Source organism: Flavobacterium sp. KH_001 (assembly GCF_057840745.1).
On the sequence record NZ_CM174520.1, the window covers coordinates 782,219 to 799,683 of the forward strand.

The 17,465-nt window shown below is 33.8% G+C and carries 15 protein-coding genes; 7 read left to right on the forward strand and 8 right to left on the reverse strand.

All coding sequences use genetic code 11. From position 1 onward, the window contains the following. Positions 1-74 precede the first annotated feature (74 nt). From recO to gdhA, 3 genes are all read right to left on the reverse strand, one after another. Positions 75-788 (reverse strand): DNA repair protein RecO, encoded by a 714-nt coding sequence (gene recO / locus AC3ITQ_RS03675; RefSeq protein ID WP_072969789.1) that lies wholly within the window; start codon positions 786-788, stop codon positions 75-77. A 79-nt stretch (positions 789-867) separates the two neighbouring features. Then, positions 868-3,147, reverse strand: a complete 2,280-nt coding sequence (gene porZ / locus AC3ITQ_RS03680; RefSeq protein ID WP_489236858.1) for a type IX secretion system anionic LPS delivery protein PorZ — start codon at positions 3,145-3,147, stop codon at positions 868-870. Between the two features lie 127 nt (positions 3,148-3,274). Then, entirely contained in the window at positions 3,275-4,618 is a 1,344-nt protein-coding gene (gdhA, locus tag AC3ITQ_RS03685; RefSeq protein ID WP_375034390.1) for an NADP-specific glutamate dehydrogenase, read from the reverse strand. Between the two features lie 324 nt (positions 4,619-4,942). Between gdhA and AC3ITQ_RS03690 the strand changes: the two genes are divergently transcribed. Continuing rightward, complete coding sequence (locus AC3ITQ_RS03690) at positions 4,943-5,731, forward strand: THC0290_0291 family protein (RefSeq protein ID WP_489236859.1); 789 nt, start codon at positions 4,943-4,945, stop codon at positions 5,729-5,731. Between the two features lie 82 nt (positions 5,732-5,813). Here the strand turns inward: AC3ITQ_RS03690 and AC3ITQ_RS03695 are convergent, their stop codons facing one another. Beyond that, positions 5,814-6,956 carry a cystathionine gamma-synthase gene (locus AC3ITQ_RS03695; protein WP_489236860.1) on the reverse strand — a complete coding sequence of 381 codons (1,143 nt, stop codon included), beginning with the start codon at positions 6,954-6,956 and terminating at the stop codon, positions 5,814-5,816. A 105-nt stretch (positions 6,957-7,061) separates the two neighbouring features. Between AC3ITQ_RS03695 and AC3ITQ_RS03700 the strand changes: the two genes are divergently transcribed. Then, positions 7,062-7,805: a DUF3298 and DUF4163 domain-containing protein gene (locus AC3ITQ_RS03700; protein ID WP_489236861.1), complete on the forward strand. Its 744-nt coding sequence runs from the start codon at positions 7,062-7,064 to the stop codon at positions 7,803-7,805. Between the two features lie 67 nt (positions 7,806-7,872). Here AC3ITQ_RS03700 and AC3ITQ_RS03705 read toward each other — a convergent pair whose 3' ends face one another. The 3 genes from AC3ITQ_RS03705 to AC3ITQ_RS03715 all read right to left on the reverse strand — a co-directional run bounded on the left by AC3ITQ_RS03705 (position 7,873) and on the right by AC3ITQ_RS03715 (position 10,502). After that, the gene (locus AC3ITQ_RS03705) at positions 7,873-9,024 is read right to left on the reverse strand and encodes an ATP-binding protein (RefSeq protein ID WP_489236862.1); all 1,152 of its coding nucleotides are present in this window, start codon (positions 9,022-9,024) and stop codon (positions 7,873-7,875) included. 120 nt (positions 9,025-9,144) lie between these two features. Further along, positions 9,145-9,900: an SDR family NAD(P)-dependent oxidoreductase gene (locus AC3ITQ_RS03710; protein WP_489236863.1), complete on the reverse strand. Its 756-nt coding sequence runs from the start codon at positions 9,898-9,900 to the stop codon at positions 9,145-9,147. Between the two features lie 95 nt (positions 9,901-9,995). After that, the gene (locus AC3ITQ_RS03715; RefSeq protein WP_489236864.1) at positions 9,996-10,502 is read right to left on the reverse strand and encodes a GNAT family N-acetyltransferase; all 507 of its coding nucleotides are present in this window, start codon (positions 10,500-10,502) and stop codon (positions 9,996-9,998) included. Positions 10,503-10,650: 148 nt separating this feature from the next. Between AC3ITQ_RS03715 and AC3ITQ_RS03720 the strand changes: the two genes are divergently transcribed. After that, positions 10,651-11,460 (forward strand): DUF4382 domain-containing protein, encoded by an 810-nt coding sequence (locus AC3ITQ_RS03720; RefSeq protein WP_489236865.1) that lies wholly within the window; start codon positions 10,651-10,653, stop codon positions 11,458-11,460. Between the two features lie 72 nt (positions 11,461-11,532). Here AC3ITQ_RS03720 and AC3ITQ_RS03725 read toward each other — a convergent pair whose 3' ends face one another. Further along, complete coding sequence (locus AC3ITQ_RS03725; protein WP_375034381.1) at positions 11,533-12,408, reverse strand: aldo/keto reductase; 876 nt, start codon at positions 12,406-12,408, stop codon at positions 11,533-11,535. 223 nt (positions 12,409-12,631) lie between these two features. On the opposite strand from AC3ITQ_RS03725, the gene AC3ITQ_RS03730 reads away from it, so the two are divergent. From AC3ITQ_RS03730 to AC3ITQ_RS03745, 4 genes are all read left to right on the forward strand, one after another. Next, complete coding sequence (locus AC3ITQ_RS03730; RefSeq protein WP_007807095.1) at positions 12,632-13,636, forward strand: AAA family ATPase; 1,005 nt, start codon at positions 12,632-12,634, stop codon at positions 13,634-13,636. A gap of 141 nt (positions 13,637-13,777) precedes the next feature. Further along, entirely contained in the window at positions 13,778-14,641 is an 864-nt protein-coding gene (locus AC3ITQ_RS03735) for a DUF58 domain-containing protein (protein ID WP_489236866.1), read from the forward strand. Positions 14,642-14,730: 89 nt separating this feature from the next. Beyond that, on the forward strand, positions 14,731-16,362 hold the full coding sequence (locus AC3ITQ_RS03740; RefSeq protein ID WP_489236867.1) for a hypothetical protein: 1,632 nt from the start codon (positions 14,731-14,733) through the stop codon (positions 16,360-16,362). Continuing rightward, complete coding sequence (locus AC3ITQ_RS03745; RefSeq protein WP_489236868.1) at positions 16,362-17,363, forward strand: vWA domain-containing protein; 1,002 nt, start codon at positions 16,362-16,364, stop codon at positions 17,361-17,363. Before AC3ITQ_RS03740 ends, AC3ITQ_RS03745 begins: the two co-directional genes overlap by 1 nt. Positions 17,364-17,465 lie beyond the last annotated feature (102 nt).

Genomic DNA, 17,465 nt, shown 5'->3' on the forward strand with positions numbered 1-17,465 from the left:
AAGATGACAGAAAAAAGAGTACTGAAAGGAAATTTCAGGTATATTCCGCAAAAAAAATTGTTGTTTTTGAAGATTTAAGAGAAAACCTCCTTTAAAACCTCTAAAGATTTAGGTTTTTTGAATCCATCTAAATGAAAACTATAATAATCTATAAGAATTTTCAGCAGTATTTGTCTTTCTATCACATGAAAAACTTTTTGATCGTTATCAAATCGTAAATCAATTAGCTTTTTTAGAAGGTTTGTTTCGTGTTCTGTTAAAGAATTTACTCCGCTAAAAAGTGTAAAAACACCTTCAATCATTTCAAAATACGGCAAATCATTTTCAGAAGTATCCGGATAAAAACCAAGGTATTTTGTTGCCTCTAAAAGTAAAATTAAATGAAAATTAGCTATTTCATCATGATGGTCTAACCAGGTCAATGCTGTTTCTAAAAACTCAAAAAGCGATTCGTTTTTTTCTTCTTCCTGAATGGAATAATGCAACATCTCTGAAAGAAACATTACGATTGTACTTTTCACTACATCCGTATGAATAGTCTGAAAAGGAACTGCGGTTTTGATTTCTTTAAAATTTTCTAAAGTTCCTTTATTTTTATGAACCGCCTCAATTTCCAAAATTGAAAACGGCTGAAAATAAGCAATTTTCTGGCTGGCTTTCCGACTAGAAAAAGCATCGCGCACAAAGTAAGACTTCAGGCCATTTGAAAGCGTAAAACATTTCACGATCAGGCTTTTTTCCTGAAATTTTAAAGAGGAGATTACTATTGCTTTGGTTTTGACTAACAACTTTAGATTTTTAGATTATTGGATTTTTAGCCCTCTTAGACACTAGACTTCTTAGACATTACATTAAAAAATTATCTAATTATCTAATTATCATCACTTTCTTGACCTTTGTTTCTCCTCCATCCTGAGCAGAAATAAAAATCATATAGACACCTGAGGCCACTTTATATCTTCCAAAAGCAGTTGTGTCCCATTCTATTGTTCCGCCTTCTGAAGTAGTTTCATACACCAAATTACCTTCAATATCGGTAATTTTAATATTGGCTTTATCAATTAACCCAGCCACTTTTACAGTTCCTGAATACGTTGGTCGGACCGGATTTGGATACACGTAAACATTGTTTAAATCTTCATTGGCACCGGTTGCAATTCCTTTAAAAGAAATCATTCCTTTGTTTGTAGCAATGAAAACTTCTCCGGTTGTGCTGTTAATTTTAATATCATTTATAACATTCCCTGGCAAAGGCGAATTGCTAATCGTGAAATGATATTTTGTTTCCTGACCATTTGGCGACACCATAAAAACACCTGAATCGGCAGTCCCTATCCATTTATTATTGGCACCATCAACGGCGATAGAAGTAATAAATTGCTCATAAAGTAATTCCTGAGCCAAATCATCCTCCATTATAATAATCGGGTTTGCTTTTAATTGACTGTCATTCTGAAAACTACTTATATTCGACAAAACACGCAATCCTTTTGTTGTTCCAATCCAAAGTTGGTTTTTAGCATCGATTGCGATTGATCTCACATCTGCAATTGGAAGATTTCCTACATCAGCACCAAATGTCATTTTTTTGAAGGTATTTGTTGCTTCATTAAAGCCAACCACTCCATCTCTATTGGTTGCGATCCATTTTACATTATTTCTGTCAACCAAAATATTGGCATAACTTGAAGCTTCAGCATTATCAATAATTGAGGTCATCGAATAACTCCCCCATTGACCATTGGTTCTTAAAACTTTCAATCCGTTTTTAATCCGGCTATTGGTTATCCAAAGATTTCCCGTTTTATCAAAAGCAGCTCCATTAATTCGGACATCTATATAATTTGGACCTTCGGTAGTAATGGATTCCAAACCACTATTTTTTTCGTCATATAAAAAATTCGGCACATCATCTTCTATTTTTAATAATCCGGAGAAAAATGAACTCGCATAAACCTGCTTTTCATTTGTTGGATTTACAATAATTCTGGTCATAGATTTGGCGTCATAAACTTCAGAATAAGGAATATTCAACCAGCCAGAAGTATTGTACTTACTTATACCATAACTATCTAAAGGATAGGGATTGTAAAAAGAATCATAATCACCATAAACCGTCCACAGCACATTTGGAGTTACATCTAAGGAGAAAATGTTGTTTCGTGCCGGACCCGTGGGCGTATTATTTTCAAAAGTACCATTACTTAAAAGAGAAGATGAATACAAACCGTTTTCTTTCGTGCCGATATAAATCACATCTCCGACAGCTGTAGAACAAGTAAAAGCCACTGTATTATCTAAAACCTGGGCATTTGAAATCTGCCGATTCAGAATCATTTGATTATTATAGATATAAACCGTATTAGGAATCGTAATAAATAAATTATGATTTTTGGTGCGCATATCTACAGAAGGTTGTGGGAGCTGTAAAAAACCAACAAAAATAGCGGAGTTAAACCTATGAATATACCCAACAGTATTAATTGCAATGAGTTCTGTATCTAAGGCTTCAACACTTGACCAATCACCAGAATTCACAACGGACCATTGACTAAAATCATTTAAATTCGGGCTTGTACTATTTGCTCGTCTAATACCGCTTGATGTTGCTGCATAAATAAATCCGTTAAAAAAAGCAGTTTGTTTTACACTGATTTCTGCACCATTATCACCAATAAAATAAGTATCACCAAATTGTAAAGTTGTTAAATTGAATTGCACAATTCCGAAATCGCAAGAAACATAAACTAAACCATTATGTTCCATAAAATGATTTATCTTTTTCAGATTTGGAGCTAATTGCTTATTAATGATATCGACCACTTTTAGCATACTGCCATCCGTTTCATTGATTACAATCATTAAACCATTTTCATAACCTACAATTGTTTTTTTGAATGCTTCACTATAATATACAGCAGAAATGGTCTGACCAGAAAGTCCTTCAACAGTAGTCGTTATTTTAACTGTATTTGTCGCAGCGTTTTTTGAAAATAAAGCATTCTCCGATGCTGCATAAACGGTAGTCGAAGATTCTGAAACATCTTTTATTTCATTAAACGAAAAGTAGCCTTGCCACGACAAATTCTGAGCAAAAGTAAATTGCATAAAAAGTAAAAACAAAATATAGAAAAAACTTTTCTTCATTATTTGATATATTCAGATAGACAAATATAATACAAACGAAAGTATTAGAATTTTGTTCTTTTATAAATAAAAAATGCCTTCGATTTGTCGTAAAACAAATGAAGGCATTTCTAAATTGTAATAAAAATTATACTACACCTTGTGCAAGCATAGCATCGGCAACTTTAACAAATCCGGCAATGTTTGCTCCTTTTACGTAGTTCACATAACCATCTTCTCCAACACCGTATTTTTTACATTGGTTGTGAATTCCAACCATAATATCTTTTAATCTTAAATCAACTTCTTCACTTGTCCAGTTTAGACGAATTGAATTTTGTGTCATTTCAAGTCCAGATGCAGCAACACCGCCAGCGTTAGCCGCTTTTCCTGGAGCAAATAATACTTTATTATCTAAGAATAATTTAATTGCATCTAATGTAGATGGCATGTTTGCAGCTTCAGTAACACATAAAACGCCATTGTCAATTAGTTTTTGAGCATCTTCACCGTTTAACTCATTTTGAGTAGCACATGGAATTGCAATATCAACCTTTACTTCCCATGGACTTTTCCCTTTATGGAAAACAGCATTTGGATATTTCTCCAAATATTTTTCTGCTCTATTATCACCACTTGCTCTCATTTCAAGCATATGATCAATTTTTTCTCCAGAGATTCCGTCTTCATCATAAATATAACCATCAGGACCAGAAATAGTCAACACTTTTCCGCCTAATTCATTTATTTTTAGTGCCACTCCCCAAGCCACATTTCCAAATCCGGAAATTGCTACTCTTTTACCTTTAATCTCATGTCCCATAGTACGCAACATTTGATCTGTAAAATAAACAACTCCGTATCCTGTAGCTTCAGGTCTGATCAATGATCCTCCGTAAGCAATTCCTTTACCGGTTAAAACACCAGTAAATTCATTTCTAATTCTTTTATATTGACCAAACAAATATCCAATTTCTCTTGCTCCTACACCAATATCTCCAGCAGGTACATCTAAATCAGGACCAATATGACGACATAATTCCGTCATGAAAGACTGACAAAAACGCATTACCTCAGCATCCGATTTTCCTTCCGGATCAAAATCAGAACCTCCTTTACCTCCACCCATTGGAAGTGTAGTCAAACTATTTTTGAAAACCTGCTCAAAAGCAAGGAATTTTAAAACTGATAGGTTCACAGAGTGATGAAATCTAATTCCGCCTTTGTAAGGTCCAATTGCTGAATTCATCTGAATTCTAAAACCTCTGTTTACAATTATTTCTCCTTTATCATCAACCCATGGAACTCTAAATATTATAGAGCGTTCTGGCTCAGCAATTCTTAGAAGTAAGTTTTTTCCATCGTATTTTTTACGTTCTGCAATAAATGGAATTACCGTTTCTGCAAATTCTCTAACGGCTTGAAGAAACTCTGGCTCGTTCGGATTTTTAGACTCTACAAGAGCCATAAATTCATTTATTTTTTGTTCCATTTTTAAATAAATTATTCAGATAAATTATTTTAATTTTCGCTCAATTAAATAAGAAAATACGTTTAAGAAAACGTTTTCGTTTCAACACACAAAGATATAACAAAATGCGAATCTAATGTGATTTTTTTTAGTTTACAGCGTTGAATTGTGTAATTTTCAAACTTTACCAATAATAGTATTTTACACTACTAATTTTACATCAAAACAACCAACTTAAAGTTAACAAATTAAGTATTTTGCTACTTATTTTTTAATAGAACAATATTATATTTTGAATCGTACATGTTTTTTATATATTTGCCTTGATTTGAAAGCCCCAAAGATATGTTTAAACCTATAATACTCACATTATTCGCCTTCATCGGAATTTCAACTGTATCGAATGCGCAAAGTTTTGCACAAGAAGTAGGAATAATATTCGGACCCGTTACTCTTCAATCAGATTATGGTGAAAGGCATGACCTTGAAACCAATGTTGGAAACAGAGGTATTGGTATTGGATTAGTTCATTTTATTAACTTTTCAGCAAATAACAATCACGAAACTTTTTTTTCAGAACATGTAAAGATCAGATCAGAGTTATCTTTTACTAACACCAACCTCGAGCATTTTGGTCGTTATGTAGAAAAAAATCCACCAACTTTAGGAGTCTTGCGATTGAGAGCTATGAATGGAAAATCTAACATATTGAGTCTTGGTGCTCAAGGAGAATTCTCATTTATTAAAATACATGATTTTGAAAACAATGTTGGTAGTTTTAGTCCTTATATAAGTTTAGGTTTTTTAGTAAGTTACTACACTACTAAAGTAAGCTCTGACCTTGGACCATTAGGAACTATAGAAACTACCCCTGTAAAATATCTAGTCCCATCAGATGGTCGTCAGTATGGTTTTTCAAGTGAAAACGGTATTGTTTTATCAGCAACAGCTGGTTTAGGTGTACATTACAAACTAACAACAATGAGCGACTTAATGCTTGAATGTCGTTTTCAGTCTTTTAGTTCTGACTGGGTTGACGGTTTAAATCCAAACAAAGACCTTTTTAAAGAAAACAAAGCAAATGACTGGCAGGTTTGGCTTAATGTTGGTTACATTCATTACTTAGAATTTTAAAGAAATCTCAAAATATAAAAATCCCAAATTCCAAAATAATTAATTGGAATTTGGGATTTTTTTTATTTTAGAATTTAGCTTTTTATGCTAATGCCTGTTCTAAATCGGCGATTAAATCTTCTGCATCTTCGATACCAACACTTAATCGAACCAAATCATCGGTAATACCAACTTCTGCTCTCTTATCTGCCGGAATAGAAGCATGTGTCATCAAAGCGGGATGATTCGCTAACGATTCAACTCCACCTAATGATTCTGCCAAAGTGAATACTTTTAATTTCTCTAAGAAAGCAATTGAATCTTCTTTTTTACCAGAAACAAATGTGAATGAAACCATTCCGCCAAAAGCTTTCATTTGTTTTTTTGCAATCTCATGAAACGGATGACTTGGTAATCCAGGATAGTAAACCGTTTTTATCTTAGGATGTTTAGTTAAAAACTCCACTACTTTTTCTCCGTTTTCACAGTGTCTTTGAACTCTTAATGAAAGTGTTTTAATTCCTCTTAAAACCAAAAAACTATCCATTGGCCCCAATGTTGCTCCAGTTGCAAATTGCTGAAAATGTAATTGTTCTCCTAAAGCTTCATCTTTTACGATTAAAGCTCCGGCAATAACATCAGAGTGTCCACCTAAATATTTTGTCGCAGAATGCATTACAATATCAGCACCTAAATCAAGTGGCTTTTGCAAGTATGGTGTTGCAAAAGTATTATCAACCGCAAATAAAATTTTATGCTCTTTGGTAATTTTGGCAACTTCTTCGATATCGGCCAATTTCATTAACGGGTTCGTGGGCGTCTCTACCCAAACCAATTTTGTGTTTTCATTGATTAATAACTTCAATTTAGCAATATCGGTCATATCAACAAAGTGAAATTTAATCCCGGAATCCTTATAAATTCTGGAGAACATTCTGTAAGTTCCACCGTATAAATCATCCATTGCAATGACTTCATCTCCGCCTTTTAAACCTCTTAAAATACAATCAGTAGCCGCTAATCCAGATGAAAAAGCCAATCCGCGAGTACCATTTTCAATACTGGCCAAAGCGTTTTCTAACGCTGAACGAGTTGGGTTTGAAGCTCTGCTGTATTCATAATCGCCCAAAGGCTGCCCCGGACTTGTTTGAATATAAGTTGAAGTTTGATAAACCGGTGGCATTACTGCTCCCGTACTTGGATCATGATGTTGACCGCCATGAATTACTTTAGTATTGAATTTCATATAGTTACAAATTTTTAATCTTTAATTCTGGTACAAATTTACCGTTTAATTTATTCTAATCCGGACACAACTTCTTACCTTTATATATAATTAACACTTTTAGATATGAAACAGTATACTTTTTTAGTCTTTTTGTTTTTAATATTCACTAGCTGTAGCAAAGAACTTTCATTTGAAAACAAAACATTTGAGAAAAAATCCAACCTTCCCTGCAAAACAGATTGCCCAATAATTACTATTGACATTCCGATTGCAAAAAATATTCCCGTTGTAGCAGACAGCATCAACAAAAAAATATTTTTGGTCATAAAAGAAATTACTTATTTTGGTGAAAAGCCAATACAACTAAACGACTACAAAGCACTAACAGCTTCTTTCATTGAATCTTATGAAGAAATGCATCAAAAATTCGCAAACGAAACCTTTGGATGGGAAGGCAAAATTAAAGGAAATGTAGAATTTGAATCCGCCCAAATAATTAATATAAAAATCGATCATTATACATTTACAGGCGGCGCGCACGGTTATCAGGGGTATCGCTCTTTATTATTTAATCCGAAAACAGGAAAAATTATTTTTTCAGATCAAATTTTTAAAAATGAAAAAGAGTTTAAGGCTTTCGCCGAAAAAGCTTTCCGCGCCAAATATAAAATCCCTGCAAAAGCCAACATTAACGCAACAGGTTTAATGTTCGAAAATGATAAATTTCAATTACCTCAGAACATTTTTTATACAGAAGAAGGCTTGCTTTTATATTTTAACTCCTATGAAGCTGCATCTTACGCAGATGGCCCAAAAGAGCTTTTATTTCCTTATGATGAAGTTGATAAGTTTTTATTGTATCAGTAATTTTAAAAAAAACACTGTGAGTTAGACGCACTGCTGTGCGCCTCTACGGAAAACCTTTGAACCTTTGCTACTTTGCTCCTTCCTGAAAATCATATTTCATCTTTCGCAGAATTCGGAGCGCTTCTTTAAAAGACAAATACACCTGCGAAAAAGGTTTCAAAAGCAATTTTGAATCGATTAGTTTTTGCTTGGCTTCATCAAAACCATTCAAATAACAAATCATAAAAGTCGAAGGAAGATTCTCCAGATCAACCATTTCACGTTGTGACAATGTAAATCCTTTTTGTAATTTTTGAAGTAATGCCATATTCGAATTGTAAATATGATACAGCATTTTTCGATTGAATTCCGGTGGTTGAAAAAGCATTTTCCGGTCGATTTTGTAATAACCATTATCAAAAAAACGAATGGTTTGTTCTTCTAAAGGATAATAACTTGTTTTATCGTTTAAGCCTAACGGAACATATTCTGTAATCGTAAAACTATCATCATCAAAAACAATGGTAACAACATCTTGCGCCGAATAAAAAAGTTTAATTTGTTCGTTGATCAATTCAATATCAACTCTGGAAAGAAAGGTTTTATCACGCGATTTCTTAGGAACTCCTGCCCAGCAAATCACAAATAATTCTTTAAAAACCCGATATTTCGGCGACATGTCTTTGTGCCTGAAATTCATAAAATCGATTACGCCGTCAAGTGTATACTGAATACTGTTTCGGGAGCTGTTTTCAATTCCAATTACCGTTTCTGTATTCTGGTAATTCTTCTCTACTTCACCTTCAATAGGAACCGAATTACTGCCGCGCCTAATAAAAACGCTATTCGCTAAAATAGTGTGAATTCCTTTTTTAAAATACGAAATTTTGTTCTTGGGTTTAATCGTAACCAATCCGATTACTTTGTCTTTTGGAAGATTCGGAAACGGTACATTCTCATATTGAATTTTAGGTGGATTTTCTAAAAAAGCATTGACGAGATTTTGAATTCGGCTATCATCAAAGAAATCATCACCGACAATTTCATTATCCTGATCTTCAACTCCAACTACGATATATGAATTATTGGTTGGGTTAGAATTTGATAGGGCACAAATGTGTTTTAGAAACTTTCCTTTTCCTTCCCGAGTATGTAAATTCAACTGCCTTTTTTTATCATAAAAACTGCTCTCATCATTATGAGCGAGCAGGTTTTTTATTAAAAGGCGTTTGTTGATCATCTGTTTAGACTTCTTAGATTGTTGGATTTTTAGACTAACTTAGACTGCTTAGATGCTAGATTTTTAGACTTTTATATCGATAGTCTCGCTGTCTTAAGAAGTCTAAGTTAGTCTAAAAATCTAAATATTCTTCTTAACTATCGTTGCCGAGGCCTGTGCCGTTGGATACACAATTAAATCCGCAATATTTACATGGTATTTTCTTGAGACCACAAAATGAATAATATCTGCAATATCTTCCGCTTGTAAGGCGTCTAAACCTTTGTATACATTAGACGCTCTGTCTGCATCACCTTTAAAACGCACTTCGCTAAATTCGGTTTCAACCATTCCCGGATGAATTGCTCCTACCTTGATTCCGTAAGGATTCAGGTCCATTCGCATTCCGTTATTAATAGCATCAACGGCATGTTTTGATGCACAATATACATTTCCGTTTGGATACACTTCTTTACCGGCAATGGATCCAATATTAATAATGTGCCCCGCTTTTCTCTCGATCATCTGTGGAATTATCGCTTTAGAAACGTACAAAAGTCCTTTTACATTAATATCGATCATAGCATCCCAATCATCAATATTTCCATTCTGAATTGGGTCTAAGCCGTGCGCATTTCCAGCATTATTAATTAAAACGTCAATTTGCGAAAATTCTGCTGGCAATGAATTTATAGTTGAAAAAACGGCCTCTTTATCACGAACATCAAAAGAAAGAGAATACACTTCAGTAAATGCCGAAAGTTCTTTTTCGAGTTCAGCTAAACGTTCTTTACGTCTTCCGCAAAGGATAATTTTATAATCGTTTTTTGCCATTATTTGTGCGGTTGCTTTTCCAATTCCGCTTGTAGCTCCAGTAATTAAAACTGTTTTTTTCATTCTAAATTTTGTTTTATTTTTTGCCACAGATTAAAGGATTCTCACAGATTGAAAAATCAATTTAATCCTTTAATCTCTGGCAAATATTTTATCTTTTAGTTATTATTTTTCCAATCTTCTAAATTCAATACCATATTAAGTGCCGTCCAGGTTTCGCCATCAACTTCGCTAAATAGTTTTTTATTCGGATTAATCGTGAAACCTACTTTTTCATAACACTTTATAGCCCCAATATTAAAATCAAAAACATTCAGTTCAATATTTCGTTCTTTCCTGTTTTCCCGAATAAATTTCAGCAATAAAATTACCATTTTTTCGCCAATCCCTTTTCTTCTTTGGTTCTCATCAATAATTAGAATTCTGCCCAATTTTGCCGAATCATCTTTAAAATAAATTTCACAATGTCCGATAGTATTTCCATCAGCAGTATTGACAACTCTAAAAGCAATTCTGTTTTCATCAGAAAGTGTTTTATCGATTTGCTCTTCCGTTAAGGGAAAAGTAAATTCCGGTCCGCCAAATTGCATCAAATCTTTTGCATTTTTGATGGAGTCGATCAATTCAGAATAAAACTTTTTATCAAATTTTTCTAAATACACCATTTTTCATATTTTAAATTTCCGACTTTTTAAGATATAGTCCGACTTTTCCTTAAGATTTGATTAAATACTATGCAAAATTACTGTATTAAGGCACTAAATGAATTTTATTCTGCGTTATTAATTTACTAATTTAAAAAAAAAGAAAGTTATGAAAAAAGTAAATCTTAATTTTAGAATATTTCTCCTCACCGTAGTATTATCCTTGTTTATAACAAGTTGCAGTAACAATGACGATAACGGTAGCGCACAAACTTCGAAAGTAACCGTGCGAATGACGGATGCTCCGGGAGATTATGATGAAGTAAACGTTGAAGTATTAGATGTTAAAATTAAAAGCACTTCAGAAACCGGAGAGGAAGGATGGGTAAGCATTGGAAATATTACACCAGGAATATACAATTTACTTGATTTAACTGGTGGTGTAAATGTTCTTTTAGCAGATAACGAGGTGCCATCGGGTTTTTTAGGCCAAATCAGATTAATTCTTGGAGAACATAATTCAGTAAAAAAAGATGGAGTTACTTATCCTTTAAAAACCCCAAGTGCGCAACAATCAGGTTTAAAATTAAAAGTTAACCAAACCTTGACTGGTGGTGCAACTTATGACTTTTTATTAGATTTTGATGTTGAACATTCTGTTGTTGTGGAGACAGGCGGATCTGGTGGCTTCAATTTGCATCCGGTAATCAGAGTATCTACAAACGCAACATCTGGAATAATTAAAGGAATTGTAACGCCTTTCACTTTTCAATCTGTAGTATCTGTTCAGGTTGGAGACACAACTGTTTCTGCTTATACAAATGAACTAGGAGTATTTCAACTAAACGGTATTCCGGCGGGAACTTATACCGTAACAATTACGCCAGACATAACTTCGGAATTGCCACCTTTAGTGGTTCCTAATGTGGTTGTGGTTAATGGGCAAATCTCAAACATGAACACGCTGATTTTAGAATAAAAAATAATTAAACATAAAAAACAGCTACTCCAAAAATTAGAATAGCTGTTTTTTTATGTTCATTTTAAAAAATTAAGGTACGTCATCGCCCATACTTTCCGTCCAGATCGCAAACCAGTCTTCTTTGTCCATTTCTAACTCGGCTGCTTTCATCAAAGACTGAATTCTGGCAATATTTACCGTTCCTGCGATCGGAATTACACCTGCAGGATGTTTTAAGATCCAGGCCAACAAAAGTGTATCGGAACCAAAACTGTATTTTTGAACCAATTCAGCAAGCAGTTTTTTCAAACGGCGTGTCTTTTTAGTATCTTCTCTAAAAACGGTCCCAAGTGGATTCCATGACAATGGTCGAATTCCGTGCGTCTGCATATAATCTAAGCTTCCATCCGTCATCGCTTCATAATGTGTCGCCGAAAATTGTACCTGATTAAAGCTTACTTCTGTTTTTGAACGAATTAATTCGGTCTGAGAACTAGTAAAATTTGAAAGTCCAAAATCAATAATTTTTCCTTCTGATTTTAGTTTCTCCACCGCTTCAGCAATTTCATCGGCCTGCATTAGCGGACTTGGTCTGTGCAGTAAAAAAACATCAATAAAATCTGTTTTTAGTTTTTTAAGAGATTCCTCAGCAGACCAGATAATATATTCCTTCGAATATTCATAATGTTTGATTTTATTTTCCGGACGTTTTTCAGCAATCATCTGAATTCCGCACTTCGTAATTAACTGTAATTTTTCTCTTGAAATTTTACTTGCGTGGAAAGCTTTTCCAAAATCTGCTTCTGTAGTATAAGATCCGTAAATATCAGCGTGATCAAAAGTGGTAATTTTGTTTTCGATACAGATCTGTATCATATTTTCCATTTCTTTAGTTGTAAGGTTTTTATCCCAAACTCCCCAATTCATAGTGCCCGAAATTATAGGCGATAACGTTGTTTTGCTCATGGTTTTATTGCGTTATTTTTGGTAATAAATATGCTTTTGTAGAGCATAATCATCAAAGTTCTTAAAAATATAAAAATAGATTCACAATTCGTCCTTAAAATTAGTGCATTGGTCGAAGTTTTAACCATTCTTTAACATCTTACTTCTCAAAAAATATTCAATTTGCACTCTCAAAAGCTAGGCATAAAAATCAACGTTTTAAAAAGGTTTTAAAAATATTTATATGGAAGAAAATACAACGACTTTAGACATTAGAGCGATAAATGAAAAAATTGAGAGAGAAAGTGCTTTTATAGACCTTCTTACAATGGAAATGAACAAAGTTATTGTGGGCCAGAAACATATGGTCGAGCGTTTATTAATCGGGCTTCTGGGACAAGGGCATATCTTACTTGAAGGAGTTCCGGGATTAGCCAAAACTTTAGCGATAAATACTTTGTCGCAAGCGGTACAGGGTTCTTTCAGCCGTATCCAGTTTACTCCAGATTTATTACCTGCCGATGTTGTCGGAACGATGATTTACAACATCAAAGCAAATGAATTCTCTATTAAAAAAGGGCCAATTTTTGCCAATTTCGTACTTGCCGATGAGATTAACCGTGCTCCTGCGAAAGTTCAGTCTGCACTTTTGGAGGCGATGCAGGAAAAACAAGTTACTATTGGCGACACGACTTTCAAACTAGATCGTCCGTTTTTAGTACTGGCAACTCAAAACCCGGTGGAGCAAGAAGGAACATACCAGCTTCCGGAAGCACAGGTCGATCGTTTTATGTTGAAAACGGTAATTGATTACCCAAAAATTGATGAAGAACGTTTTGTAATTCGTCAAAACCTAAAAGGAAGTTACGAAAAAGTAAATCCTGTAGTTTCTGTAGAACAAATTTTGCGTGCGCAAGAAGCGGTACGTGAAGTTTATATGGACGAAAAAATCGAAAAATATATCTTAGATATCATCTTTGCTACTCGTTATCCAGAGAAGTACAAACTTGCAGACTTAAAACCTCTTATTAGTTTTGGAGCATCACCACGTGGAAGTATCAATTTAGCCAATGCAGCAAAATGTTACGCTTTCATCAAACGTCGTGGTTATGTAATTCCAGAAGACGTTCGTGCAGTTGTACATGATGTTTTACGTCACAGAGTTGGAATAACGTATGAGGCTGAAGCCGAAAACATTACTTCTGTAGACATTATCAACAAAATCGTAAACGAGATTGAAGTACCTTAAAAAAAGTGCTCAGTGTTCAGATTTTAGTATTCAGTAACAACTGATGCTTTAATTCCCTGAACACTAACAAAAGACAGAAGAGCTTTTAGAATTTGAACTAAACTGAACACTTTCTAACTGATCACTGAACACTAATAAAAAATGGATACAAAAGAGCTTTTAAAAAAAGTACGGAAAATAGAAATCAAAACCAAAAGACTGAGCAATCATATCTTTTCGGGAGAGTACCATTCTTCATTTAAAGGGCGCGGGATGACTTTTAGCGAAGTGCGTCAATACCAATATGGCGATGATATTCGTAACATCGACTGGAATGTAACCGCACGCTATAACGAAGCCCACGTAAAAGTTTTTGAAGAAGAACGAGAATTGACCATGATGTTAATGGTTGATATTTCGGGCTCTGAAGGTTTTGGTTCAAAAAGTCAATTCAAAAAAGACATCGTCACCGAAATTGCGGCAACGATGGCTTTTTCGGCTACACAAAACAATGACAAAATCGGATTAATATTATTTTCTGATAATGTCGAATTGTATATTCCACCCAAAAAAGGCCGTTCGCACGTTTTGAGAATCATTCGTGAATTGATCGAATTTGAACCAAAAAGCCATAAAACGGATATTTCGCAAGCGTTGAAGTTTTTATCAGGAACGCAAAAAAAGAAAGCGATCGTTTTTGTAATTTCTGACTTCATGTCTGAAAATTACGAACAGACCTTAAAAATTGCTTCTAAAAAACATGATATTACTGGTGTACGAGTATATGACATCCGCGAAGAAAAAATCCCGAATTTAGGAATGGTTCATATGCTTGATGCTGAAACGGGAAAAATTCAATTGGTCGATACAGGATCTAAATCAGTCCGTATGAATTATGAAAAACATTATCAGGAAAGAGTCAATTATTTCAAAGATATTTTCAGTAAATCAGGAGCTGGTGTTGTAAACACAAGAGTCGACGAAAATTACGTGACAAAATTACTCGGTTATTTCAAGTCCCGTTAATTTGAAAATTCGACGATTATCACGTTTCAAAAAAATAAATTTTCAAAAATAAGCATTCGTTTTAGACTAAAATCTGAATCAAAAATCAAATGAAATTAAAATTTTACATATTTCTATTTTTGCTTACTTCAGCTGTTTTTGCGCAACAAAAACAAGTTGAAACAAGTATTGATACTACAAAAAATAAAATTGGAGCCGAATTTAAGTTAACGCTTAAAACGGTTGTAAGCTCAAAATCGAAAGTTGTTTTTCCGAAGTTAAAAAACATTGGTCCTTTAGAAGTAATTCAATCCTATCCAATTGATACCGTTAAGAAAAACGACACTTACGAATTAATAAAAAAATACGGCTTAACCCAATTTGATTCAGGAAAATATACCATTCCGGGTATCAAAATTTTAATTGATAAAAAACCTTATTTATCAGATTCTATTCGCGTTGAAGTAGCCAATGTAAAAGTGGATACTTTACAACAAAAAATGTACGACATCAAAGATATTTCCAGTGCTGAAAGTAATAACGATTGGTGGATTTATGTTTTGATTGTAATTGTAATTCTTGCAATAGGTGCTTTTGTATATTGGTATGTTAAAAAACATCAGAAGAAAAAAATCGAAGAAGAAGTTTATAAAACGCCAATCGAAAAAGCGACGAGTTTATTGAATAACCTGGAATCAAAAGAATTAGTTCAAAAAGGCGAAATCAAAGAATACTATAGTGAACTGACGGATATTGCCCGTAACTATATTGAAGAAGCGATTCATATTCCGGCAATGGAAAGCACTACTTCTGAATTGATTCAGGCGATAAGATTGGCTTCTACCAAAAAGAAAATGACTTTGACTCCTGAAACCGTTGAGAATTTAGAACGCGTTTTACGTCAGGCGGATTTAGTAAAATTTGCAAAATCTAAACCTTTAGATTTTGAAATTACGGATGACAGAAATAAAATTCAGAAAGTAATTTTAACGCTTGATAATGCAATCCCGACTGAAGTTCCGGCTGAGGAAGAAGATCAATTATTGAACGAAGCGCAAAGACAAAAGCAAATTCAGCTTCAATTGCGTAAAAAACGCAACAAACGAATTACTCTTGCCGTGGCAACAGTTGTATTCTTATTAACTGCGACAACAACCTTTTTCGTTATAACAAAAGGCTTCGCTTATGTAAAGGATAATGTTATTGGTCATCCTTCAAAAGAATTATTAGAAGGTGAATGGGTAAAAAGTGCTTACGGAAATCCAGCTGTTCAAATTGAAACTCCAAAAGTTTTAAAACGAATGGACACCCAAAAAGTATTACCTAAAGAAGCGATGGCTTTGATCAAAGAAATGCAGCTTTTCGCCTACGGAAGTATGATTGACAATTTCTATGTTACCGTTTCAACCAGTAAATTTAAAAATCCTTTTGAACTTGATTTAGCAAAAACTTTAGAGGGTACTTTAAAAATTATTGAAGCCCAGGGAGGGCAAAATATTATTGTAAAACAAGAAGATTTCCAGACTAATTCAGGTATTCAGGGTCTAAAAGGATATGGAACAATGACAGTTTTAAATCCTGCCAGCAAGACAAGTACAAAAGCATATTATGAAATTTTGCTTTTTAAACAAGATCAGGGATTACAGCAAATTATGATTTTACATCAGGAAGGCGACAAATATGCAAATGACATTACAACCCGAATTTTAAATTCTGTTGAACTTCAAAAAGCGAGCAATTAATGGAAAAGATAACTTTTTTAAATCCAGAATTTTTTTGGTTGTTTCTTTTAATTCCAATTGCAATCGCTTGGTTTTTCTGGAAACGAAATCAGCAATCGCCTACTTTAAAAATGAGTTCAACTCAGGGTTTTAAAAACAGCGAATCCTTATTAACAAAATTAAAACCTTGTTTATACGTATTCAGAATTATTGCGCTAAGTTCTCTGATTATTGCATTGGCAAGGCCGAGAACAGTAGATATCAGCAATCAGACTAAAACAACCAAAGGAATTGATATTGTAATGGCAATTGACGTTTCAGGAAGTATGCTGGCTAAAGATTTAAAGCCAAACCGTATGGAGGCCTTAAAAAGAGTGGCCGGAGAATTTGTTGAGGAAAGACCAAATGACAGAATTGGATTGGTTTTATATGCTTCTGAAGCTTATACCAAAACTCCAGTCACAAGCGATAAAGCAATCATTTTAGAAGCGATAAAAGAAATTAAATACGATAATCTTTTAGTAGACGGAACAGGAATAGGAATGGGATTGGCAACAGCAGTAAACAGACTTAAAGACAGCAAAGCTAAAAGCCGTGTCATTATTTTAATGACAGACGGTGTTAATAATGCCGGTTTTATTGAGCCTGAAACGGCTGCCGATATTGCAAAACAATACGGTATAAAAGTATATACGATTGGAGTTGGAACCAACGGAATGGCACCATCTCCGTACGCATACGCACCAAACGGAGGTTTTTTATTCAAAATGCAAAAGGTTGAAATTGACGAAAAATTAATGAAAAGTATTGCCCGTAAAACAGACGGGACCTATTTTAGAGCAACAAGCAACGAACGTTTGGCACAAATTTACAGCGCGATCAATAAATTAGAAACAACAGAAATTCAGGAATTAAAATTCTATGATTACGACGAAAAATACAGAGGTTTTGTTTTACTGGCAGCCTTTTTATTGTTGTTAGAAGTTGGTTTAAGAAATACAGTTTACAGAAGCTTTATTTAATTTTTTCAAAATTAAAAAATTCCAATTTTTGAAATTCCAAATAACAAATTGGAATTTGGAATTTGAAAAGTTTTAAATAAAAAGAAGAATTGGAATTTGGAA